Annotated in this window: 22 protein-coding genes and 1 pseudogene; 3 read left to right on the plus strand and 20 right to left on the minus strand. The window is 40.7% G+C overall.

The genetic code is table 11. From position 1 onward, the window contains the following. Nucleotides 1-107 precede the first annotated feature (107 nt). The 20 genes from OO773_RS08550 to OO773_RS08645 all read right to left on the minus strand — a co-directional run bounded on the left by OO773_RS08550 (nt 108) and on the right by OO773_RS08645 (nt 18,154). Complete coding sequence (locus OO773_RS08550; protein WP_264828540.1) at nt 108-770, minus strand: DUF7494 domain-containing protein; 663 nt, start codon at nt 768-770, stop codon at nt 108-110. Nucleotides 771-773: 3 nt separating this feature from the next. Next, nucleotides 774-2,261 (minus strand): NADH-quinone oxidoreductase subunit N, encoded by a 1,488-nt coding sequence (locus tag OO773_RS08555; RefSeq protein ID WP_178137349.1) that lies wholly within the window; start codon nt 2,259-2,261, stop codon nt 774-776. An 8-nt stretch (nt 2,262-2,269) separates the two neighbouring features. Next, entirely contained in the window at nt 2,270-3,769 is a 1,500-nt protein-coding gene (locus OO773_RS08560) for a complex I subunit 4 family protein (protein WP_006564115.1), read from the minus strand. A 1-nt stretch (nt 3,770) separates the two neighbouring features. Beyond that, nucleotides 3,771-5,606, minus strand: coding sequence for an NADH-quinone oxidoreductase subunit L (nuoL, locus tag OO773_RS08565; RefSeq protein WP_040499133.1), 1,836 nt, complete (start codon nt 5,604-5,606; stop codon nt 3,771-3,773). A 3-nt stretch (nt 5,607-5,609) separates the two neighbouring features. After that, entirely contained in the window at nt 5,610-5,912 is a 303-nt protein-coding gene (nuoK, locus tag OO773_RS08570) for an NADH-quinone oxidoreductase subunit NuoK (protein ID WP_006564117.1), read from the minus strand. Continuing rightward, nucleotides 5,909-6,454 (minus strand): NADH-quinone oxidoreductase subunit J, encoded by a 546-nt coding sequence (locus OO773_RS08575; protein WP_006564118.1) that lies wholly within the window; start codon nt 6,452-6,454, stop codon nt 5,909-5,911. Before OO773_RS08575 ends, nuoK begins: the two co-directional genes overlap by 4 nt. Beyond that, the gene (gene nuoI / locus OO773_RS08580) at nt 6,447-7,097 is read right to left on the minus strand and encodes an NADH-quinone oxidoreductase subunit NuoI (RefSeq protein WP_034375092.1); all 651 of its coding nucleotides are present in this window, start codon (nt 7,095-7,097) and stop codon (nt 6,447-6,449) included. Before nuoI ends, OO773_RS08575 begins: the two co-directional genes overlap by 8 nt. An 11-nt stretch (nt 7,098-7,108) precedes the next feature. Continuing rightward, nucleotides 7,109-8,098 carry an NADH-quinone oxidoreductase subunit NuoH gene (nuoH, locus tag OO773_RS08585; protein WP_040499134.1) on the minus strand — a complete coding sequence of 330 codons (990 nt, stop codon included), beginning with the start codon at nt 8,096-8,098 and terminating at the stop codon, nt 7,109-7,111. Continuing rightward, the gene (locus tag OO773_RS08590; protein WP_040499135.1) at nt 8,095-10,464 is read right to left on the minus strand and encodes an NADH-quinone oxidoreductase subunit G; all 2,370 of its coding nucleotides are present in this window, start codon (nt 10,462-10,464) and stop codon (nt 8,095-8,097) included. The genes nuoH and OO773_RS08590 overlap by 4 nt, the downstream gene beginning before the upstream one ends. Nucleotides 10,465-10,466: 2 nt before the next feature. Then, nucleotides 10,467-10,706 carry an NADH-ubiquinone oxidoreductase subunit E family protein gene (locus tag OO773_RS08595; RefSeq protein ID WP_006564122.1) on the minus strand — a complete coding sequence of 80 codons (240 nt, stop codon included), beginning with the start codon at nt 10,704-10,706 and terminating at the stop codon, nt 10,467-10,469. Next, complete coding sequence (gene nuoD, locus OO773_RS08600; protein WP_006564123.1) at nt 10,703-11,932, minus strand: NADH dehydrogenase (quinone) subunit D; 1,230 nt, start codon at nt 11,930-11,932, stop codon at nt 10,703-10,705. Before nuoD ends, OO773_RS08595 begins: the two co-directional genes overlap by 4 nt. After that, the gene (locus tag OO773_RS08605) at nt 11,932-12,729 is read right to left on the minus strand and encodes an NADH-quinone oxidoreductase subunit C (protein WP_006564124.1); all 798 of its coding nucleotides are present in this window, start codon (nt 12,727-12,729) and stop codon (nt 11,932-11,934) included. The genes nuoD and OO773_RS08605 overlap by 1 nt, the downstream gene beginning before the upstream one ends. 11 nt (nt 12,730-12,740) lie before the next feature. Beyond that, nucleotides 12,741-13,250 carry a NuoB/complex I 20 kDa subunit family protein gene (locus tag OO773_RS08610; RefSeq protein ID WP_034375881.1) on the minus strand — a complete coding sequence of 170 codons (510 nt, stop codon included), beginning with the start codon at nt 13,248-13,250 and terminating at the stop codon, nt 12,741-12,743. Further along, a complete protein-coding gene (locus tag OO773_RS08615; RefSeq protein ID WP_006565125.1) occupies nt 13,232-13,621 on the minus strand; it encodes an NAD(P)H-quinone oxidoreductase subunit 3 in 390 nt (129 codons plus the stop codon). The genes OO773_RS08610 and OO773_RS08615 overlap by 19 nt, the downstream gene beginning before the upstream one ends. Before the next feature lie 147 nt (nt 13,622-13,768). Continuing rightward, on the minus strand, nt 13,769-14,437 hold the full coding sequence (locus tag OO773_RS08620; RefSeq protein ID WP_006564127.1) for a 16S rRNA (uracil(1498)-N(3))-methyltransferase: 669 nt from the start codon (nt 14,435-14,437) through the stop codon (nt 13,769-13,771). Between the two features lie 3 nt (nt 14,438-14,440). Next, nucleotides 14,441-14,839: a hypothetical protein gene (locus OO773_RS08625; RefSeq protein ID WP_231102852.1), complete on the minus strand. Its 399-nt coding sequence runs from the start codon at nt 14,837-14,839 to the stop codon at nt 14,441-14,443. A gap of 8 nt (nt 14,840-14,847) precedes the next feature. Next, nucleotides 14,848-15,582, minus strand: coding sequence for an outer membrane protein (locus tag OO773_RS08630; protein ID WP_231102851.1), 735 nt, complete (start codon nt 15,580-15,582; stop codon nt 14,848-14,850). Nucleotide 15,583: 1 nt separating this feature from the next. Further along, a complete protein-coding gene (locus OO773_RS08635) occupies nt 15,584-16,663 on the minus strand; it encodes a TerC/Alx family metal homeostasis membrane protein (RefSeq protein WP_264828542.1) in 1,080 nt (359 codons plus the stop codon). After that, a complete protein-coding gene (locus tag OO773_RS08640) occupies nt 16,663-17,433 on the minus strand; it encodes a tRNA 2-thiocytidine(32) synthetase TtcA (RefSeq protein WP_006564131.1) in 771 nt (256 codons plus the stop codon). Before OO773_RS08640 ends, OO773_RS08635 begins: the two co-directional genes overlap by 1 nt. A 343-nt stretch (nt 17,434-17,776) precedes the next feature. Beyond that, nucleotides 17,777-18,154: a TdeIII family type II restriction endonuclease gene (locus OO773_RS08645; RefSeq protein WP_006565128.1), complete on the minus strand. Its 378-nt coding sequence runs from the start codon at nt 18,152-18,154 to the stop codon at nt 17,777-17,779. A gap of 234 nt (nt 18,155-18,388) precedes the next feature. Here OO773_RS08645 and OO773_RS08650 point away from each other — a divergent pair, with 234 nt between their 5' ends. The 3 genes and pseudogenes from OO773_RS08650 to OO773_RS08660 all read left to right on the plus strand — a co-directional run bounded on the left by OO773_RS08650 (nt 18,389) and on the right by OO773_RS08660 (nt 19,488). Continuing rightward, nucleotides 18,389-18,556, plus strand: a complete 168-nt coding sequence (locus tag OO773_RS08650) for a hypothetical protein (protein WP_264828543.1) — start codon at nt 18,389-18,391, stop codon at nt 18,554-18,556. Between the two features lie 122 nt (nt 18,557-18,678). Further along, a pseudogene (locus OO773_RS08655) lies at nt 18,679-18,744 on the plus strand (hypothetical protein); the annotation flags it as partial. A gap of 21 nt (nt 18,745-18,765) precedes the next feature. Next, complete coding sequence (locus tag OO773_RS08660; RefSeq protein WP_264828751.1) at nt 18,766-19,488, plus strand: hypothetical protein; 723 nt, start codon at nt 18,766-18,768, stop codon at nt 19,486-19,488. Nucleotides 19,489-19,823 lie beyond the last annotated feature (335 nt).

Genomic DNA, 19,823 nt, shown 5'->3' on the forward strand with positions numbered 1-19,823 from the left:
ACATCTTTTTTTGTAAAAGTGCCATCGCATTTGGGATTGTGATAGTAAGGGCAATGAGGAATGTATAGAGGTGCTCAATGTTAATAATTGAGGTGGGTGCAAAAGTATCAAAGATTGAAGTGTGAGCAAAGACATAGAGTACCCGCAAGATCACCACAAACCCGGCTATTGGATTCTAAAGCCTCCATATAATAACCATTATCAATCAAGCGCTTGGTATTAAGATATTCTCCTAAACCTTGATCTTTAGCGTGCATAATAGGCTGGTTATCCACATCTAATTCTGGAATTAAGGGCGTTTGGGCTTCATCAATTAAAATAGGAAAATTCAAACCCTCAGGATACACCGCTGTAGGGTCTTTTGTAGTCAAAAAGGGAATGGTGTGTACAAAACCCACAATTTGCCATGTTTTAGAAGATTCTAAGGATAGTCTTTGAATGGGGATACTTTGTTTATAATCATAGGGGAGCGCGAAGAGTTTTTGTTTATTTAGAGCCATTAACACACACATAGATAAAGAGGCGGTTTCTAAACCTAAGAGAATGAGAAACTCTGTTTGGAAAGGCATAAAACCCATTGAAGGGATTGAGGCAATGGTGCAGATAATTTCTTGTAAGGGGTACTTGACTTCTTTGCATTTGAAGGACTTATCATGGGTTAGAGTGAGGGTTGCAAAATCCTCCCCTTTTTCTCTGCCATTTGTGATAGTAAGACTCAGTGCAGGCAATAGCGCACATGCTAGCATTAAAAGCCCTAAAATGCGCGGCATAGACTAGACTCTATTAGAACCCATATACACTTGTAAAACAAAGATAGAAAAGACACATAAAAAAGCCATAGTAGTGGTGAGGGTGTAGAGGGTTGTATTGGCATTGCTTGAAAGGGGCGCGCTAGATTTGACCGGTTCTTTAAAAAACATCGCCACTATAAGGCGCAGATAGTAAACCGCACCCACCGCGCTATTTAACATCATCACAATAGGCAAAAAGATTTGGTGTTCGCTAATAACTTGTTGCAAGATGAGTACTTTACCCCAAAACATAGAAAAGGGAGGAATACCGGCTAAAGAGCATAAAAAGATCGCGCTTAATAGCGCTAAAAAGGGTTTGGTTTGAATCAAGCCATTAAAGCGCTCATAAGGATAATTATAGGTGTGTGCTTTTGCATCATCTTGATTGCTAACCATCCAAAGTACGGCAAATGCCCCGATGTTAGTGAATAAAAATAAAAGCCAATAGACAAAAAGAGCCGACGATCCAACAAAAGCGCAGGCAAGCGCAAAACCAGTATGAGAAATAGAACTATAAGCCATCATGCGCTTAACATCTTTTTGTAAAAGTGCCATCGCATTTGGGATTGTGATAGTAAGGGCAATGAGGAATGTATAGAGGTGCTCAATGTTAATAATTGAGGTGGGTGCAAAAGTATCAAAGATTGAAGTGTGAGCAAAGACATAGAGTACCCGCAAGATCACCACAAACCCGGCTATTTTAGGCACAATGGAGATAAAACCAGCAAAGACCGGGTTATTGCCCTCATAAATATCAGGCATCCAAGTATGAAAAGGCACAAGAGAGACTTTAAAGCCAATCGCTCCAAGCATGCACGCAAGCGCTAAGAGAAAAATAGGTAGGGTTAATGGCATGGCTTTATCAAAAAGTGTACTTCTAAGGCCATCGCTAATTCCTGCTAAATCTAAGCACCCGGTAAGAAAATAAAGTAGAGCTGTGCCCATTGTAAAAAACACGCTAGCCAAAACCCCCATACTAAAATATTTAATCGCCGCTTCAATGCCGGTATTTTTATAATTTAGAGCCATTAACACACACATAGATAAAGAGGCGGTTTCTAAACCTAAGAGAATGAGTAATAAGTGATCAGTAGAAACCATAAGCTCAAAACCAGCGCTCATAAAGAGATAGAGAGAATAAAATTCAGGGGTTTGAAACTCAGTAAAGCGCTCTTGGCTTTGTACTAATAGCAAAAGTAAAAAACTAGCTAAGACTAACAATAACTGCCCATTGAGGGCAAAATTATCATTAAGAATAGTCCCTATATTCTCTATAGGGGGGTTGTAAGTGTAGATAACCACCAGATTAAAGGCTAAAAATACAGAGGCTAAAGATACATTTAACCCGCGTGAAAAACGCATAAAGGCATTGATCAATAAAAGACAAATACCCCCGCCTACACTAATGAGCATGGGTAAGAGGGCTTGTATATCTAACTCAGGGGATAAAGAAGAGAGGATAGAATTCATTATCGTCCTTAGGAAATTAATCGCCCTTGTAGGGTTTGTAATAACACTTGCACGCTTCGCTCAATAGGAGATAAAAGAGGCTTAGGATAAATGCCTAAAAATAAAATAGCAGCTACTAAACATGCCATGATGCTTTTCTCACGCCAACATATATCTTTAAACGCCTGTACACATCTATTTGGTAAACCATAAAAGACCTTTTTATACAGCACTAGCATATAGATAGCAGATAAAATAATGGTGGTTCCGGCTAAAAGCGCAAAAAGAGGGGAGATTTTAAAAAAGCCTAGTAAACTTAAAAATTCACCTACAAAACCGCTAGTTAAGGGCATGCCCACATTGGCTAAAAGAATGATCATAAAAAAGGTGGCATAGGCCGGCATGGTTTGGGCTAATCCTTTAAAGGCCACTATTTTAGTAGAGCGGCTGCGATCATAAAGCATGCCAATGAGCATAAAAAGCCCGGCGCTGACTAAGCCGTGTGAAAACATTGTAAAGATAGCTCCGCCCACGCCCTCTGTATTAAGCGCATATAACCCTAAAAGCGCTACACCCATGTGCGACATGGAGCTATAAGCAACCAGCCGTTTCATCTCTCTTTGGGCACAGGCTAAAATCCCCGCATAAATTACCATGAATAGGGATAAAGTACTCAGAGGCAATAAAAGATAGAGTACGGCATTAGGGAATAAGGGGAGTAAAAAGCGCACCACTGCATAAGTGCCCATTTTAAGAAGTAAGGCAGAAAGTAGGGCTGATCCGGCAACAGGGGCGTTACCATAAGCATAAGGTAACCAGCTATGGAAAGGAAAAATAGGGATTTTAACCGCAATGCCTAAGAAAAGCGCCCCAAAGACCCATAAATACGCATTACCGGGTAGCTCTTGGGCTGGTATCACTTGTGAGAAGGTGTTTAGATCAAAATCCCAGTAGGGATTACCTGAAAAAGTGAGGCAACTATGGGCATAATAGATAATCCCTAAAAGCATGAACAAAGAGGCAAAAAAGGTATAAAGAAAGAATTTAAGTGCAGAATAGATTTTATCTTTAACCCCAAAACGCCCGATTAAATAGAGTGCTGGCAAAAGCGAGGCTTCCCAAAACACATAAAAAAAGATGAGGTTAAGCGCGCTAAACACACCCATTAAAATCCCCTCTAAGAGAAGAAAGCAAATTAGCATGTCTTTAGCATGTTCTGTAACATATAAGGATAGTAAAAAGATCACAAAGGCAGTAAGCAAGATTAAAAAGAGTGAAATCCCATCTACACCCACATGGTAGTTAATGCCCATTAGTTTGAGTAATTCTACAGACTCTTCAAACTGCATCATGCCCGTTTGTTTATCAAATACAGCCCACAATCCTAAAACTAAAAGCAATTCTAAAAAGGCGATCACGACGCCATAAATCTTAGCCTGTTTATCTTGTAACCCAAAAAGGGGCAAAGACGCTAGGATAGGGAAGAATATCAAAACACTTAAAAAATGGTGTGGCAATAGGGCATCCATATTAACTCCAGTAACTTAGCATGGCTAAGAGGGTGATGGCTAGCACCCCAAAGGCCATCCATCTTAGGGTGCTACTTAAATTTCCACTCTGCATAGGGCGCAAAGAAGTACCCAGCAAAACGGGGATTTTAGCCAAAATATCTACAATAGGATCTAAAACGCGTATTTCTACTTTACGCCACAAAATATAGGCAAACTGGAGAAAAATCTGGCTAATCTTAGCATAGAGCTTAGGGATATAATACTGGTTAAAGAGCAAATGATAGAAAAACCCGCCTTCCTTAGCGCTCATGCCTTTTTGGTATTTTTTAATAGCATAGGCAATAGAGGCTAGTACGCCTAAAGTGGTGAGGATTAGTAATAAACCTTTTGGTACAGGGTATTCTGCAAAGGAGGGCACAGAAATAGCTTTAGAGATAAAATCTAAAAAAGAATGCTCAAAAAAGCCCGCTATGATAGCTAAAATCCCTAAGGGTAACATGGCTAATAACATGAAACTAGGCGCTTCATGGGGGTGATCTAGGTTGTGTTTTTGAGGGGCAAAAAAGACAAGCATTAAGAGTCTAAAACTATAAAAGGCGGTAAAAAACGCCCCGATTAATAAAGCCAAGAATAGCCCATGGTGGCCGGTAGCAAAGGCTACTTCTAAAATTTTATCTTTAGAAAAAAAGCCAGCAAAGGGATAAATCCCACACAAAGCTAGCGAGGCTAGTCCCATTAAAATAGCTGTCATTTTTAAGGGTTGGTATAATTTACCCATTTTAGTGATATTAAGTTCATCATGCATGGCATGCATCACATTACCCGCACCCAAAAATAAAAGCGCTTTAAAAAAGGCATGGGTAAAAAGGTGAAACAGCGCTACCCAGTAGGCCCCAAGCCCCGCTCCTACAAACATATAGCCTAATTGGGAGAGAGTAGAGTAGGCAACAATGCGCTTTAAATCTTGATTAACTAATGCCATACTTGCCCCAAAAAGCGCTACAAAAGCCCCTAAACAGGCAATGGCATAACTCACTTGTGGAATTACATGGTAGAGTGGATGGGCGCGTACAACTAAATAAACCCCAGCTGTTACCATAGTGGCCGCGTGGATAAGCGCAGAGACCGGAGTAGGCCCCTCCATAGCATTAGCTAGCCAAGTGTGTAAAGGGAACTGTGCGCTTTTGCCAACCGCCCCGATAAAGAGTAAAACCCCAATCCAAAAGAGCAAATTAGAATCGGTATGTGTAAGATTAGAAAAGACAACAGAATATTGTAACGAGCCAAAAGTCCAGTAGATAAGCAAAATTCCCATAAGCATGCCTAAATCAGCGATGCGATTTATCACAAAGGCTTCAATAGAGGCGTTGTTTGCGCTTTTCTTTTGATACCAAAAGCCAATGAGCAAATAAGAACATAGCCCCACACCCTCCCAGCCTACAAAGAGACCTAAAAAGTTATCGCTAAGTACCAGCACCAGCATAGAAAATACAAAGCCAGAAAGATAGCTAAAATAGCGGTTAAAACCCTTATCTTCTTGCATGTAGCCAATGGAATAGACATGTACTAAAAAAGAAACAACTGTTACCACCACAATCATAACGGTACTGATAGGATCAAGTGCAAAGGAAAAATTAACATGCAAACTACCTAGATTAATCCAATCTAATAACTCTACTTGTACAAGTTGCCCATGTAAGGCCTTTATCAGTAGGCATATAGCCCCCGCACAAGAAAAACCTAGTAAAGTTGAGTTGATCACCCCTACATGTAATCTTTTTGCATGCCCACCCCAAAAACCCGCATAAAGTGCTCCGATTAAAGGCGCAAATAACACAACAAGCAGATCTTGCATTTTCTAGCCTTTCATGCGATTAAGTGAGTCAATGTCTAGGGTTTTATGCTTTTTATACCATAAAATCACCAAGCCTAGCCCCACAGCCACCTCAGAAGCAGCCAAAGCAACCATAAAGAGCGCAAAAACTTGTCCATCTATGTTTTTAAGCGCATGAGAAATTGCGACAAAGGCAACATTAATTGCATTGAGCATGATCTCTGTAGAAAAAAAGAGCATTAAAATATTTTTCCGTCTGAGCATGCCTACTAGTCCCACACAAAAAAGTAACCCTGCAAAAACTAAGTAATGCCCCAGAGTGATCACGCATTTTCCTTTTGGCTAAGATAACTTTTTCTAAGCGCTGTAGTGATTCCACCTATTAGTGCGCTCAAAAGCATCACCCCCCCTGCTTCAAAAGCAATGCGGTATTTAGTGAACACAAAATAACCCATTAAATGAACATTGGTTGTGCTTAGATTAGGTGTAACAATTTGTAAATTCTCAGCGCTAAGGTGGTGTGCGTAGTTATTAAGCGCGGGTGCGCCTAGTATAACAACTAAGAGCAACGCAAAAACGCCGCCTAGTATATAAACTAGCCAAGGTTTATGCGATCTCTCAATCACCTCCTCAGAGGCATTAAAAAACATCATGCCAAAGGCATACATCACAATCACCGCCCCCACATACACTAAAATTTGAACCACGCCTAAAAACTCCGCACCTAGCAAAAAGAAAAAGCCTGAAATAAAAACCATACTAGCAGCTAGAGCACTCATGGCGTATAAAATATTACTTGTACTCACCACGATCAAAGCCATGCTTAAAGTGAAGATTGCAAAGAAATAAAAGGCGATAACCTCAAACATGGGCATCCTTAGGGGTTTCTACTTTTTCTGTACTCTTTTCCTCTGTTTTTTCCTCTGTAGCGTAATCTAGCGGGGTTTGTTGCATTCTTTGGCTAGCGTGTTCACTAGGCGATCCAAAACCGGCAAATTCTTTATGGCTGTGATCTTTAGCACTCTCTATATCTGTTAAAAATTCACTCTTACCCCCAAACTGCGATCGCTGTACACTGCTATTTTCAAAGCGCTGTCCCATTACAATGGCAAGTTCTGGGCAAACCTCCGCACATAGTCCGCAGTAAATGCAACGGCCTAAATTAATCGTGTAGCTGTCTATGTATTTGCGCTCATCAGGGGCTTTATGGGTGATGATTCTAATACAATTACTGGTACAAATCTTTTCGCATAGCCCACACCCGATACACCGTTCATTGCCAGAATCTAAGAGTCTTTGTAAGTGGTGTACAGCGCGGTAGCGCGGGCTTAAGGGGAGTACTTCCATTGGGTAGTGAATGGTAACATCTTTACTAAAAAATTCTTTGATAGTGAGTCCCAAACCTTTAAATAAATCCAAACCAAAACTAGATTTAAGCGTGCCGATGAGTTTAGCGCTAGGGCTATTTTCTTGGGGTTCTTTAGCAAGCCATTTATAGGTTTGTTTTCCCATATGCATTTCTCCTAGATTAAGATAACAAGCGCTGTGATAAGAATATTAAGTAAAGATAAAGGCAACATGATTTTCCAGCACATTCTCATGAGCTGATCGGGGCGGACATGGGGGAAGGTCGCCCGTGCCCACATGGATAAAAAGACAAAAAAGCAGACTTTAATCAAAATAGCAATGCCCCCGGGAATAAAACCCCAAGCACTATAGCCTCCAAAGAATATTAAAGAAATCACAAAACAGAAGGCAAAGAGATGGGCGTACTCAGCTAAGAAAAACATTCCCCATTTAAGCCCGCTATATTCTGTACAAAACCCGGCTACAATTTCGGCTTCATGTTCAAGCAAGTCAAAGGGAGTGCGGTTAAGTTCTGCATAACTAGCAATTAAGAATAAGAAAAAGGCTAAAGGTTGTTTAAAAACCAGCCAGTGAATCATGCCGCCCTCTTGGTAGTGGTTGATCTCTACTAAAGAAAGAGAGCCTACAACCATGATAGGGGCTAAAATGGTGAGTGTACTCACCACTTCAAAGCTAAGCAGTTGGATCGCTGCGCGCGCAGAGCCTAGTAAAGAATATTTGCTATTGGAGGCTAGCCCGGCTAAAAGGGGCGCATAAATACCTGCTGAACCTACGGCTAAAAAGAAAAGCAAGCCTACATTGATGTCTGAGATAATGGGCTTAATGGTATGCCCAAAGAAAGTAAAATCCCCAAAAAAAGGAATGGGCGCCATGCTTACAAAAGCACTCACCATTGCAATTACAGGGGCTATAGCAAAGATAAGGCGGTTTGCATGCTGGGGAATAATGTCCTCTTTGGTAAAGAGTTTGATCGCATCGGCTATGACTTGCAAAAGCCCAAAAGGGCCTACATAAGTAGGGCCTAGTCTTCGCTGAAAATAGGCTAAGACCTTGCGCTCTAAATAAGTCCCAAAAGCCCCTAAACCGGAAAAAACCAGTACCACGACCAAAATTTTTACCAAAGTTTCTATGATCTCAGCGCTCATGCTAGCTCCCACTCTAATTGTGCGAATAAAGTGCCATTAAACACGCCCTCTGTATCTAGGCTAGGGCTTACCATAAACACATCTTGATCAAGCCCATAATCTATATAAAGCGCGCCTTTGAGCTTGCGCCCCTCTTTATGCAAACAAATCAAACTCCCCTCTTGTAAGCCTAAACTTTCTAAATATTTAGGCGAGGTGTAAATGCCCTCTTTGAGTTGGAGATTTTGGCTAGTGAGTGTATGGGTGTTAAACTGGGTTTCGGCAAATTTTAAATAGCTATTAAAAGGCATGCTCTCTAGTTTAGCAATGGGTTCGCTTGGCGTACTCTCTTGTATCTCTTGGGGTTTTAATTTATAACCTCTGTGGTTGCTTTTATCATTAGCATAGAAGTTTTTAAAATCATCATAAGCAAGAGGTTGATAACCCTTTTCTTGGGGTAAAAGAGGGGTATACTCTACCAAACTTTCCCCATAGAGTCCAAAATGCTGGGCAATATCGGCTAAATCTAAACCTGTGTAGGCTAGGGCGGGTCTGATAGGCAAAACGCGCCCCTCAAAGTTAGTTGTACTTGCCTCTATTTGGTTAGGACTTGGCAAGATAAAATCCACGCTCTGTAAACTTTCTTGATCGCATACACAATTTGAATCTAGCACAAAATCCCCCCGTGCGCGCACACCTACGCTAGGGTGCTCGCCTCTATCTTTTTCTAGTTGGCAAATAGAAACAATGCCTAGCGCATTGGCTGTAGGTGGGATCAAAACGATTTTAACTTTGGGGTGTTGGCTAGCCTCTTTAAGCATTCTAGCGATATTGCTTGCTCGTTTGTGTGTGTAAATTTCTTGCCCTATGAGAAGTACAACACTGGGCGCTTTTTCTAAAGCAGTGGTGATTTTCTCATATGTGGCGCTATCTAGTTTAATATCCTCTAACATTTGATAGACCGGTTTAGGTTGCTCTTTAGGCGTTTCTGGAGTTTCTGCTTGAGCCTCCGGATTTTCTTGAGGTATTTCTACTGGTTTTTGGCTTGCTAGTAAACTCTCTAAACTTGGGCTTTTCACACCCAAAGCAAGCAAAATCGCCCCCAAAAAGATTTCCTCAGCATGGCAAGGATAGTTCACAGAAATAACACTACGGCTCATTTTATTAATTGCCTTGTCTGTGAGAGGGTGGCCATAAATAAGTGTTGTACCTTTATTGACTTTAAGCGCGTTGGCAAGGGCGTACTTGATTAGCGGGTTTTCATTGCGAATCTTTGAGCCCACACTCACCACACAACCCGCGTTTTTAATCTCTGAAATATCAGGGAAATTTGTAGGTTTAAACTCCTTTAAAAATTCCTGAAAAGCATAGAGTTCCTCATTATGCAAACTAAAACCACAATGTTTACGCAAATATTCTAATAAATATGCCTCCTCATTATTCACATCTCCGCCGATATAAACTGCTTTAGCCTCTTTAAGTTTTTGCACGGCTTGATTTATATTGCTACTGCCCTCTTTGGAGGCATGCACATCAAAAGCAAAGCGCCCCGCCCCACAAATAGGGTTATGGTAAAAATCATTGCCCACTCTAAAAATTTTCTTTTCCTCGCCTAGCGTATCAAAGTGGCGTACATGATAATCTAGCAAACAACCCGCCGCGCAGTGCATACAAGTTGAATCAATATGGGTGAGTTCCCAAGCATTCGCGCTATAGCTAAAATCTTTATAAACGATCGCACCCACAGGACAAACCGCGATACACTCCCCACAATCAAAACAAGGTACTTCGCCTACAAAACTAATCATGCCCTTTTGTTTGCGACTCCACACACTAAAAGGGTCTTTAGGCATGCTTTCTTTGAATTTGTCGGGGGCGTGTAAATTGACTTTAGTGGCTTTGAGGTTATTATCGCCAATATTATCGCTACAAGTGGTAACACAACGCTCACACATAATACACAAATTAGGATCGTAAGAAGCCTGCGCCCAGAAAGCAAAGGGCTTAGCATCATCGCGCACGGCAAAGGGCTGGGTGTCTACTTGCATGCGCATGGTCATGTCTTGTAATTCACACTCCCCACTTTTATCACACACCCCGCACTCTAAAGGGTGGTTGACATCATAGGTTTGCATGATCATCTGGCGTTCGGTCTTAAGGGCGGGGGTGTTGGTGAGTATATTGGTATTGGGCTTGGGTTTGGTATTACAGCTATAAACCCGTTTACCCTCCACCTCTACCATGCACATCTTACAAGCCACCGTAGGCGAGCACCCGCTTAAATAACAAATAGCCGGGATATACACCCCCGCACTTCTAGCCGCCTCTAAAATGGTTTGCCCTTCTTTGTATTCTACCTTAAACCCGTCTATGTTGATATGTGGCATGCCTACCTCTTTTTGACTACCAAAGTCCAGTCTACGCGGTTAAAACGCAAAGAATTCATTAAAGTATCCCCCCTTTGTTTGACATACTCCGCACTTTGCTCTACGATGTTAAAATCCACCACTTCTAGCATGAAAATCACCACCTCACCAGCTTGTACGCTACGATCTAAAATACCCCCCATGTGGTTTAAAACCGCCTCATTGGGTTGATCTTTTAAGGGGCGCAGATCAAAGCGCTTCATCGATCCACCTCGCCAAAAACCGCGTTGCTTGAGCCAATTACAGTAACCGCGTCGGCTAGATACTGCCCTATTAAAATATCTTGTAAAGAACCAATATGATAAAAACTAGGGGCGCGGATTTTAAGGCGATAAGGGTAGGGATCGCCTTCTGAGTGGATAAAAAAGCCTAATTCTCCTTTAGGCGATTCAGTGGGGGCATATACCTCGCCTTTGGGGGGGCGCATGCCTTGAGTTACAAGCACAAAATGCTGCATCAAGGCATAGTTTTGCGTCATAATGTCCTCTTTAGGGGCAGAAAAATAATGTGGGTTGTGTGCCATGATAACCTTATCTGTGGGGGCGTGCATGGGAATGAGTTGTTCTAAGATACGCAAGGATTGTTCGATCTCTAGCATATAAAGCTGGTAGCGATCATAAGAATCCCCATTATTACCCACCGGAATATCAAAGTCTAATTCGGGGTAAAGTTCATAAGGCTCTTCTTTGCGCACATCATAGGCAATACCCGTACCTCTAAGCATGATTCCGCTAGCCCCCCATGACTTGGCTTGTTCTTGCGTGATCGTGCCTACATTTTCTAAGCGGGCTCTCCAAATACGGTTGCTATCTAGTAATCCTCCTATTAGTTTATGCGTTGCGCGCACCTCTTTTATAAAGGCCTTTAGGCTTTCTAGCCAGTTAGGTGCTAAATCTAAAGGTACGCCCCCGATACGGATAGCATTATGAGTCAGTCTAGCCCCGCAATAATCCTCCATTAAATCTAACCCATACTCGCGGGTTTTAAAGCAGTAAAGAAAAACAGACATCGCCCCCACATCTAAAGCATGCACGCTTAAAAAAAAGATATGTGAAATCACGCGGTTTAGTTCTAATAAAAGGGTGCGAATCACCTGCGCGCGTCTAGGAATTTGCACCCCTAGCAAAGTCTCTACAGCGTGGGCGTAAGCGTAGTTATTACTCGTAGAGGAGGTGTAATCTAATCTGTCGGTGGTTGGCATGTACTCGTTATAGGTCATGTTTTCGCCCAGCTTTTCACAACCTCTATGTAAATAGCCAATTTCAGGCGTAGCCTTGATAATCTTTTCTCCATCAAGTTCTAAAATCAGGCGTAATTGTCCATGTGAGGAGGGGTGTTGAGGCCCAAAGTTAATCACCATTTGGTTATCATCTCTCTCAAAAAGAACATTTTCAAACTGAGGTTTAAGCTTATTAAAGATCTGTGCCATTAGGGACGCTCTTTAAGTTCTGAAGGGTCTTTTGTGTGCAGGTCTTTTACAAATAAAGACTTTTGGAAAGCGTGTTTTTGGGGGTGATCTTCAAGCGGGAGGCCTTTGGATTGTTCATGCCCAATTTTAGAAAAATTGAAAGTATCTTTCTCGTCTACTCGCGCGCTATCTCTTTGCTCAGGCCCGATAATTTCGCGGTATTCTTTGCCAAAAATCTTATCCACTTCATACCACGCGGCATGTTCATCACCCTTTAGCGGATAGGATTTTAAAAGCGGATGGCCTACCCAATCTTCTGGCATTAAAATACGGATTAAATGCGGGTGGCCTTCAAAGACAATCCCAAACATGTCATAAGCTTCTCTTTCACTCCACAGAGCCGATCTAAAAAGGTGGCTAAGGGTGGGAGCTTTAGCGCCTTGTTTGAGAGTGGCCTTTAAACGCAGGCGTCTTTTTTGTACAAAGTTAGGCAGATAAGAGACAAATTGATAAAAGAGTTCAAACTCGCCCCTTTGCTCTAAAAAATCTATCGCGCTCATTTCACTCAAAGTTTCATAGCCTAGATTTTTTAGCCTCTTGGCAATTTCTGCTACCTCTGTCACCTCTACTACAAACACAGCTGTGTTAGTCTCTATAAAATTCTCTAGGATTTTATGATAATAACTAAGGTGGTTGTAGATCACCTCGTAAGCTGTGCCGATAAGAGAAGTTCTGGGCGTGTTTGCAATAACATGGAAGCGATCAGAATAGTGGACATGTTTTTGGACATCGGCATTAGGGCGTTGTTTTCTAACCATCTTTTGATCCTTTAAACTAACCGTTTAGGCGCTTCTTCTGGCAATGCTTTTTGGCGGCGGATTTTATCTTGTAAAACCATTAAGGCATACTGCAAAGTTTCAGGGCGGGGTGCACAGCCGGGCAAATAAATATCTACCGGAATGACGCGATCCACTCCTTGCACGGTGGCATAAGTGTTAAACATGCCACCTGTATTTGCACAAGAGCCCATAGAAATCACCCATTTAGGTTCAGGCATTTGATCATAAAGGCGGCGGGTGAATTCAGCGTGTTTTTTGGTAAGAGTGCCGGCGATAATCATCACATCAGATTGGCGGGGGGAGGCTCTAAAAATCGTACCAAAGCGATCAAAATCAAAGCGCGAGCCACCTGTGGCCATCATTTCAATCGCACAACAAGCCAGCCCATAAGTAAGAGGCCAAAGTGAGTTACTGCGCCCCCAATTTAAAAGCCTGTCTAAACTACTTAAAGCGATAGGAAGCCCACCATTTTTTAAATAACTTACTGCATGCTCTGCCATTCTAGTGCTCCTCTTTTTAGTGCGTAAATAAAACCGATTACTAACAAACCAAGAAAGCTCAACATCTCCAGAAAACCAAATAACCCTAAATCTTTAAAACACAGCGCCCAAGGGAACATGAACACAATTTCTACATCAAAGAGGATAAAAAGCATTGCCATAACATAAAACTGGTGGCTGATACGGTTTTGTTGCTTAAGGGCAATGGGGCCACATTCATAGGCAGAAAGTTTGAGTTTTTCATTCTTTTTTTTGGCAAGCAACCGGCTTAAAAAGCGTTGGATACGCAAAGTCCAGTTAAAGACTAAAAAACTAAAGACTAGTAAGAAAAACGCCCCAAAATACGGATGTTCAAAACCACTCACTCCCACCGCTAGCTCCTTAGCAATTTCAACATAAGGGGTGTTAATCACCGGGACTCTAAAGCCCACTTCTAGGCCGTTGTGTGCTCCAAGATTAGCCCGAATCCCAAAGTTAAACATCCATTGTACAAATGTGGGTGAGTAGTTGATAGTAAATTAGCTATGTGCGGCTAAAAATAGCGCTGCTCCCTCACTTGTAAGGATAATAGGAGAGGGGCTATAAATTTCTCTGTCCTTAAAAAGTTGGCGCTCTTGGCTGCAAAACCCTCCCTCAGGGCCTATAAAAATCCCATTTTCTAGGCTAACTAGCCCTTGAGTTTGATCATGAAAATCAAAAATATAGGCAGTAGGGTAGCGCTCTAAGGCCATTTTTGTATTTTCTAAAACCTCTAACTCCATACATGTACTACGGCCACATTGTTCACAAGATGCAATGAGAATTCTTCTAAAACGCTCCAATTTGGGGGCGTCAATTTTTTCATTCTTTTGGCTAAAGTGGGCGTAGAAAAAACTAATCTTCCCCACGCCCATTTGGTTAAGATAGGGTAAAACTTTTTCAATATTTTTAGACGCGATGATCGCCCAGATTAAATGAGAAGGGCGTTTAGGACAAATTGGGCGTAATTCTTGGCCTAGTAGGGATAAGCGTGCGTGGTGTTTTTTAACTTCTAAGGGCTTGTAAAAATAAAGAATATGATCGGCTAGGTTTCTAAAAACAAGAATTTCTTGAGCATGCATGCGGCGGCTTAGATAAACATGCCTGTAACTTTGTGCTGTTAAAAGTAATTCTTGGCTACCGGCCTCCTTGTGGTAAATAAATTGCATGGATTAAAAGATGTAGATAAGCAGACATAACAATAAATCCAACCCATATAAAGCTTTAGACCATTTGATGTAAGCTAGCATTAGCGATTCTTTTGTGCGGGCTAGTTTGAGTTTGTACACCCGCATGATTTCGCCTAACATGACAATCCCCACCACAAGCCCCATAAGAGCAACTTTACCTGAAAGTACGAAACTTTGCATGGCAAGTAAAAAAATACCGCTAAAAAAGGCCATAGCCACCCACGCAAAAACCATAGGCATCATAAAATACAGGCATTTATTAAGCGTGGCATAATTTTTAACTAGTCCTAAAAAAATTAAATTGATCCCAAAAACAATGGGACCTAAAGCCATTAAAATAGCATGGAAATTGCGGGCATCTTGCCACGCCTCAGCTACCATTGAAAATTTTAAAAATTGTAAACATAGTTGGCATAAAAGGCAATCACCCGCCTAAAAGAATAGGTGATGGTTTGGCCGGTACTAGTCTGCGTATAATAAGGGGTGTTAATCACCGGGACTCTAAAGCCCACTTCTAGGCCGTTGTGTGCTCCAAGATTAGCCCGAATCCCAAAGTTAAACATCCATTGTACAAATGTGGGTGAGTAGTTGATATTATTAGCGCCAATAGATTGTTTGAGGTAATAATTACTAGTGCTCACACAATTTGTATTAGCCACCATTGTAGTACACACATCATTAGCTTTTCCCGCTCCCAAAGTCCAGCTACTCCCCCCCACTGCCATACCGACAAATGTCCCAACATCATATCCCTTATTGCGGTAAAAATCCCAAAGCCCATCGATTCCCACACCATAAAAGAAATTACCTAAAGGGCCCTGTGTGGGATATTTCCTGCCTGTTTTTTGTGAAAAAGCACCCCCTTCTAAACTAATAAGGCCATAGTAACGCAAACCCCACCGCTTAGTTTTGCCAAAAAACTGCTTATACCCCCCCACAAAATCTACACCACCCATATTTGCCGAAAAAGGCTGTTGTGTAGTGGAACTTAAAGTCCTATCTGCATGAGATCCTGCTCCATGGGCGTACTGTAACCCTGCTTCTACATACCAACCATTTTTAGCCGCCCCTAGTGGCAAAGAACCCAAGAGTACACACAATCCTGCTTGATACCATTTACGCATGCTAAACTCCTTTCTTAAAAAGCGCCATTTTAGCAAATTTTACATGAATAAGAGGGCGGATCACAAAGAGTCCATTTTCTGCCTTGTAAATAGGGGGCATTAATAACACCCCCGTACCCAAAATTGCCAACACGATATAAAGGCTAGTAGTCGGGCTAATGCTCACACCAAAACTAAATAAATGAGAAGTGGCATCTAAAATGAGTTTTAAACTAATAAAGGCAAGTACCACAATCACACTTTTTTCTAAATAGACTAGGTAGCGTTTTAAAACCTCTAGCACAAAATAAAGGCTACGCAAACCCAAAATCGCAAACATCATCGCGCTATAAATAATCAAGGGCTCTTTACTCACCGCAATCACGGCCGGTACACTATCAAAGGCAAACATCACATCGCTAAGCTCCATAACAGCTAGACACAAAAAAAGCGGGGTAGCGATGATCTTAGCCTTGCTAAAAGCGCTTTGGTGGTGCAAAGCGTCTTTTTCTGTGCCCTCTAAAGAGTTTTCTAAAGTTTCTAAACGCTCTTTACTAAGGAAAAAATCATGGCCAACAAGTTTTGGATAAACAGGGAAGAATTTATAAACAAGACGATAAGCTAAATGTTTGGAATAATCCTCCTGTGCCTCTTCTTCCTCTTTATCTTGGTTTTTAATCATCACCACACAGCTATAACCCACCAAAAGGCCAAAGAGAATTTCTACATAAACCGAAAGGTGTAATAACCCGGTTCCTATTAAAACAAAGATCAGTCTAAAAACAATCGCGCCGATGATGCCATAATATAGCACGCGGTGGCGATAAATATCTGGGATTTTAAACCATGCAAAAACAGCCATCATTACAAAGAGATTATCTACAGAAAGGGCTTTTTCTAGCACATATCCGGTGAGAAATAAAGACATATTAGTAGGACCATCATGCAAGTAAAGATAGAATGCAAATAAAAGCGCGGTGGCGATCCAAAAAAGCGACCATAAAGTGGCACTTTTAAGCGTGATAACTTGATCTTGGCTATGGGCTTTAAAATCAATCCATAAAGCAAGAGCCATAAAGATTAAAAATACTAATAAATCCATTAAGCCCCCTGTGAATCTAAAAACACACCATCACTAAAACTATTGGCATGCACATTACAAAAGGCATTTTTAAGAGAAGTAAAAAGGGTGGGGTTATTGCGCTCCATTTCTTGTAGAAAATATTTAGTCGCTGATCTAGCAATGGGGGGTTTATCTGAATCGGGTTGTTTGGCCGGGCAATTACAATCCGGGGCGGTAGGGATATTTTGGGATTTGACAAAATCAATGCTTTGTCGTTCACGGATATGAATAAGAGGGCGGATCACAAAGAGTCCATTTTCTGCCTTGTAAATAGGGGGCATGCTGCGCAAACTCCCATTATAAGTAAAGTTCATAAAAAAGCTTTCTACGGCATCATCAAGGTGGTGTGCTAGGGCGAGTTTGTTATAGCCATGTTCTAGCGCGTAGTTATAAAGCACCCCGCGACGCATACGCGAACAAAAACTACAATAAGAACTCTGTTCACGGCGCTTTTCACGGATTGTCTGAGCGATATTGGTATAAAGAATGGTATGGGGGATATTTTGTTCTACACATAAATCACTTAGCCATGCTAAATCTTCTTTCAAGCCATAGTGCACGGTAGCAGCTTGAAAAGTAAAATTAAAGGGGGCGTGTGCTTGCATGCGTGCAAGTAAACAAGAGAGTAAAATAGAATCCTTACCCCCACTTAAGCCTATAAGGATACGATCGCCCTCACTAATTAAATTATAGGTGGCATTAGTCCTACCTACAACATTTAGAATTTTCTTACTGATGTTATAAACCATGCGTGATCCTTTAAATGAGTTGAGCGATTGTCATTGTTAAAATTAATAGCATACTCTAAAAATCTCTTGTCTAATACTAACATAAAGGATCTGAATAAATCCGCATAAAGAGTTAGACAAAAATAGGAGTATTGTCCAAGACCAATGGACTATATAAGAAAATTGTTAAAGTCTAGGTTTCTGGTTGGAAATCTTAGATAAATAAAGAAACTAAAGAAAATCAAGTATTTCTGTCAGATAGGGCGGTACTTCCTTAACATCGGTAATAAAACCTTTAATATGGAGTTTAAACAAGACTTTGTTATTTTGTGTATGTGTACTTAGGAAGCTAACTTTGTGCCGGTTAATGCATAAATTTAGCAAAGTATGCAAAGTATGCATCTATTTCTGTGCGTAAGCTAATACCTGCTTGCTCAAAAGCATTTAAAAGTAGCTCATAACTGCCCTCACCCCCTAAAAAATCCCAAAATTCTTTTGCTACCTTTAGCTCATGTTTTAAATCTAACATACCTGCAATTGTCCACCTAGCATAAGGTTTTGGTTCATAAGGATTATATGGAATAGCTATCAGGCTATTTATTTTGCAGTCTTTAAAATCCAACATTGCAAGAGCAGACCATGTGAGTAGCGTGCGCTTAAATTCTTTAAAACTACCCTTATTTGGCTTTGCTGTTTTTAGATCTATTAAAAGAAGAGTTTTATTTAGCCCCTGGAATCCCAGTAAATACTCTCTATAGCTTAGTGAGGTTTTAGATTAAGTTCTAGTCCTACGGATCAAAAACATAACCTTTTTTTTAAAAACTTAGGCTAAACAGTATTTTGTTTAAGTGTTAATGAAGTTTTTGCACAACTTCAAAATTATTCTTTGCTAGCTCTTTTGCGACTAATCAAAAATACTAGTACCAAAAATTTGTATTCAAACTTTGAATAAAACTAAAAAGCGCCATTCTATCACTTGTATATGATAGAGTCTAAAGTTGCAGTTGATGCTCTGATTGAGGAACGAGTTAATGATAGAAAGATTAGAGATTCAAGCCAAGCTAGAAAAAGCATTGCTGGAAACGCCTTTTCAAATTTGATCATTTACACCTTTTTAAAGAATAAAGCAGAAGGCACTATGTAGCCAAAAACCTAGCTCGTTGATTTCTTTTAAAAAAATCTTTCTTTTGAAATCATGCAAAAAATTAAGATAGGAGAGGAAAGCCAAAAGCCTGATGTAGATTAGTCATTTATAGCCTTGATTCTGTGGGTGTTTTGAAAAAATGCCTGATTCTATCTCTTAAAACTTCTTTACGCGAACGGGCAACACAAACATACAAATGGAAACTTCTAATGGAAATCGCCTATTCAGACTCCAAACTGAAAGAAAAGTACGACATTGTGTATGACCCACCTATTTTACCTTTAGTGTGTTTTGCGACCATAAACTTTTATAATGAAATTGACAGGCCACAACAAAGAGGCATGTTCAAGTTTTTTGCTTATGGAGATTCTAAAACAACCGTGGCCTATGGGCAGTTTAGTACTTTTATTAATGAATGGTTAGGTTTTAAAGACGCACGAAAATTAGATACTAAACTTTTAGGGGGGTTGCGATCTAAGATACTTTACACAAAGGGCGATGTAGGCGATGTAATTCAAGAAATTGCAAAACTAGACTTAAAAAGAGCTCTTGAGGTTTCAAGTTTTTATTATGATCTTGAGGCCAGTATTAAAAATATTTTACCGTTCTTAGCTAAGCAGGCTTTGATATTTTTTGTGGTGGGAAATAGGCGTGTCAAAAATATTGTATTACCTACGAATCGTTTTATTGTGGAAGTATTGTGTATGAATGGGTGCAGACATATAAGCACTATAGATCGCAAAATTTCTAATAAATCCATGCCTCTTAGAAATTCACCCACTAATAATGCAGGGATAAAGGTAAAGACAATGGATACTCGGCGGTGCCCTATCTCTTTGGTTGTTCGGCGGAATGAATGGGTGGGTGGTGTCCGCATCTTTTACTTGTCTTTTGACATAACCTTTCTTAGCGTCTACAATTCCCGTAACTAGTAATCTATCGTTGTCAAGTGTAACTAATAGGTAAGTTAGGTCTTCTTGGTTTTCTGCTTTAAACGCCTTGATATACTCCTGCTTAGGTGGGTCTTTAAAGATGAGTTTAATATCCGGACTTTTCAAAGTCGGCTCTACTAAATTTAGATAGGCCAATCTACTTTGGGTATCTTGTTTAGCCTGCAGGTGTTTAATGAAGTTTTCTTTATTCTCTACTGCCTCTAAACTTTTTAGAAATGCTTTTACATCTAGTTCTTTAGGTATTGGTGTAGCATAGGTGCTTAAATCAAGATTTTTAATAAAGGCCTCTTTGTCGGTGATAACCTTGTAGGGGC

Source organism: Helicobacter suis HS1, assembly GCF_026000295.1.
Classification (GTDB): Bacteria; Campylobacterota; Campylobacteria; order Campylobacterales; family Helicobacteraceae; genus Helicobacter; species Helicobacter suis.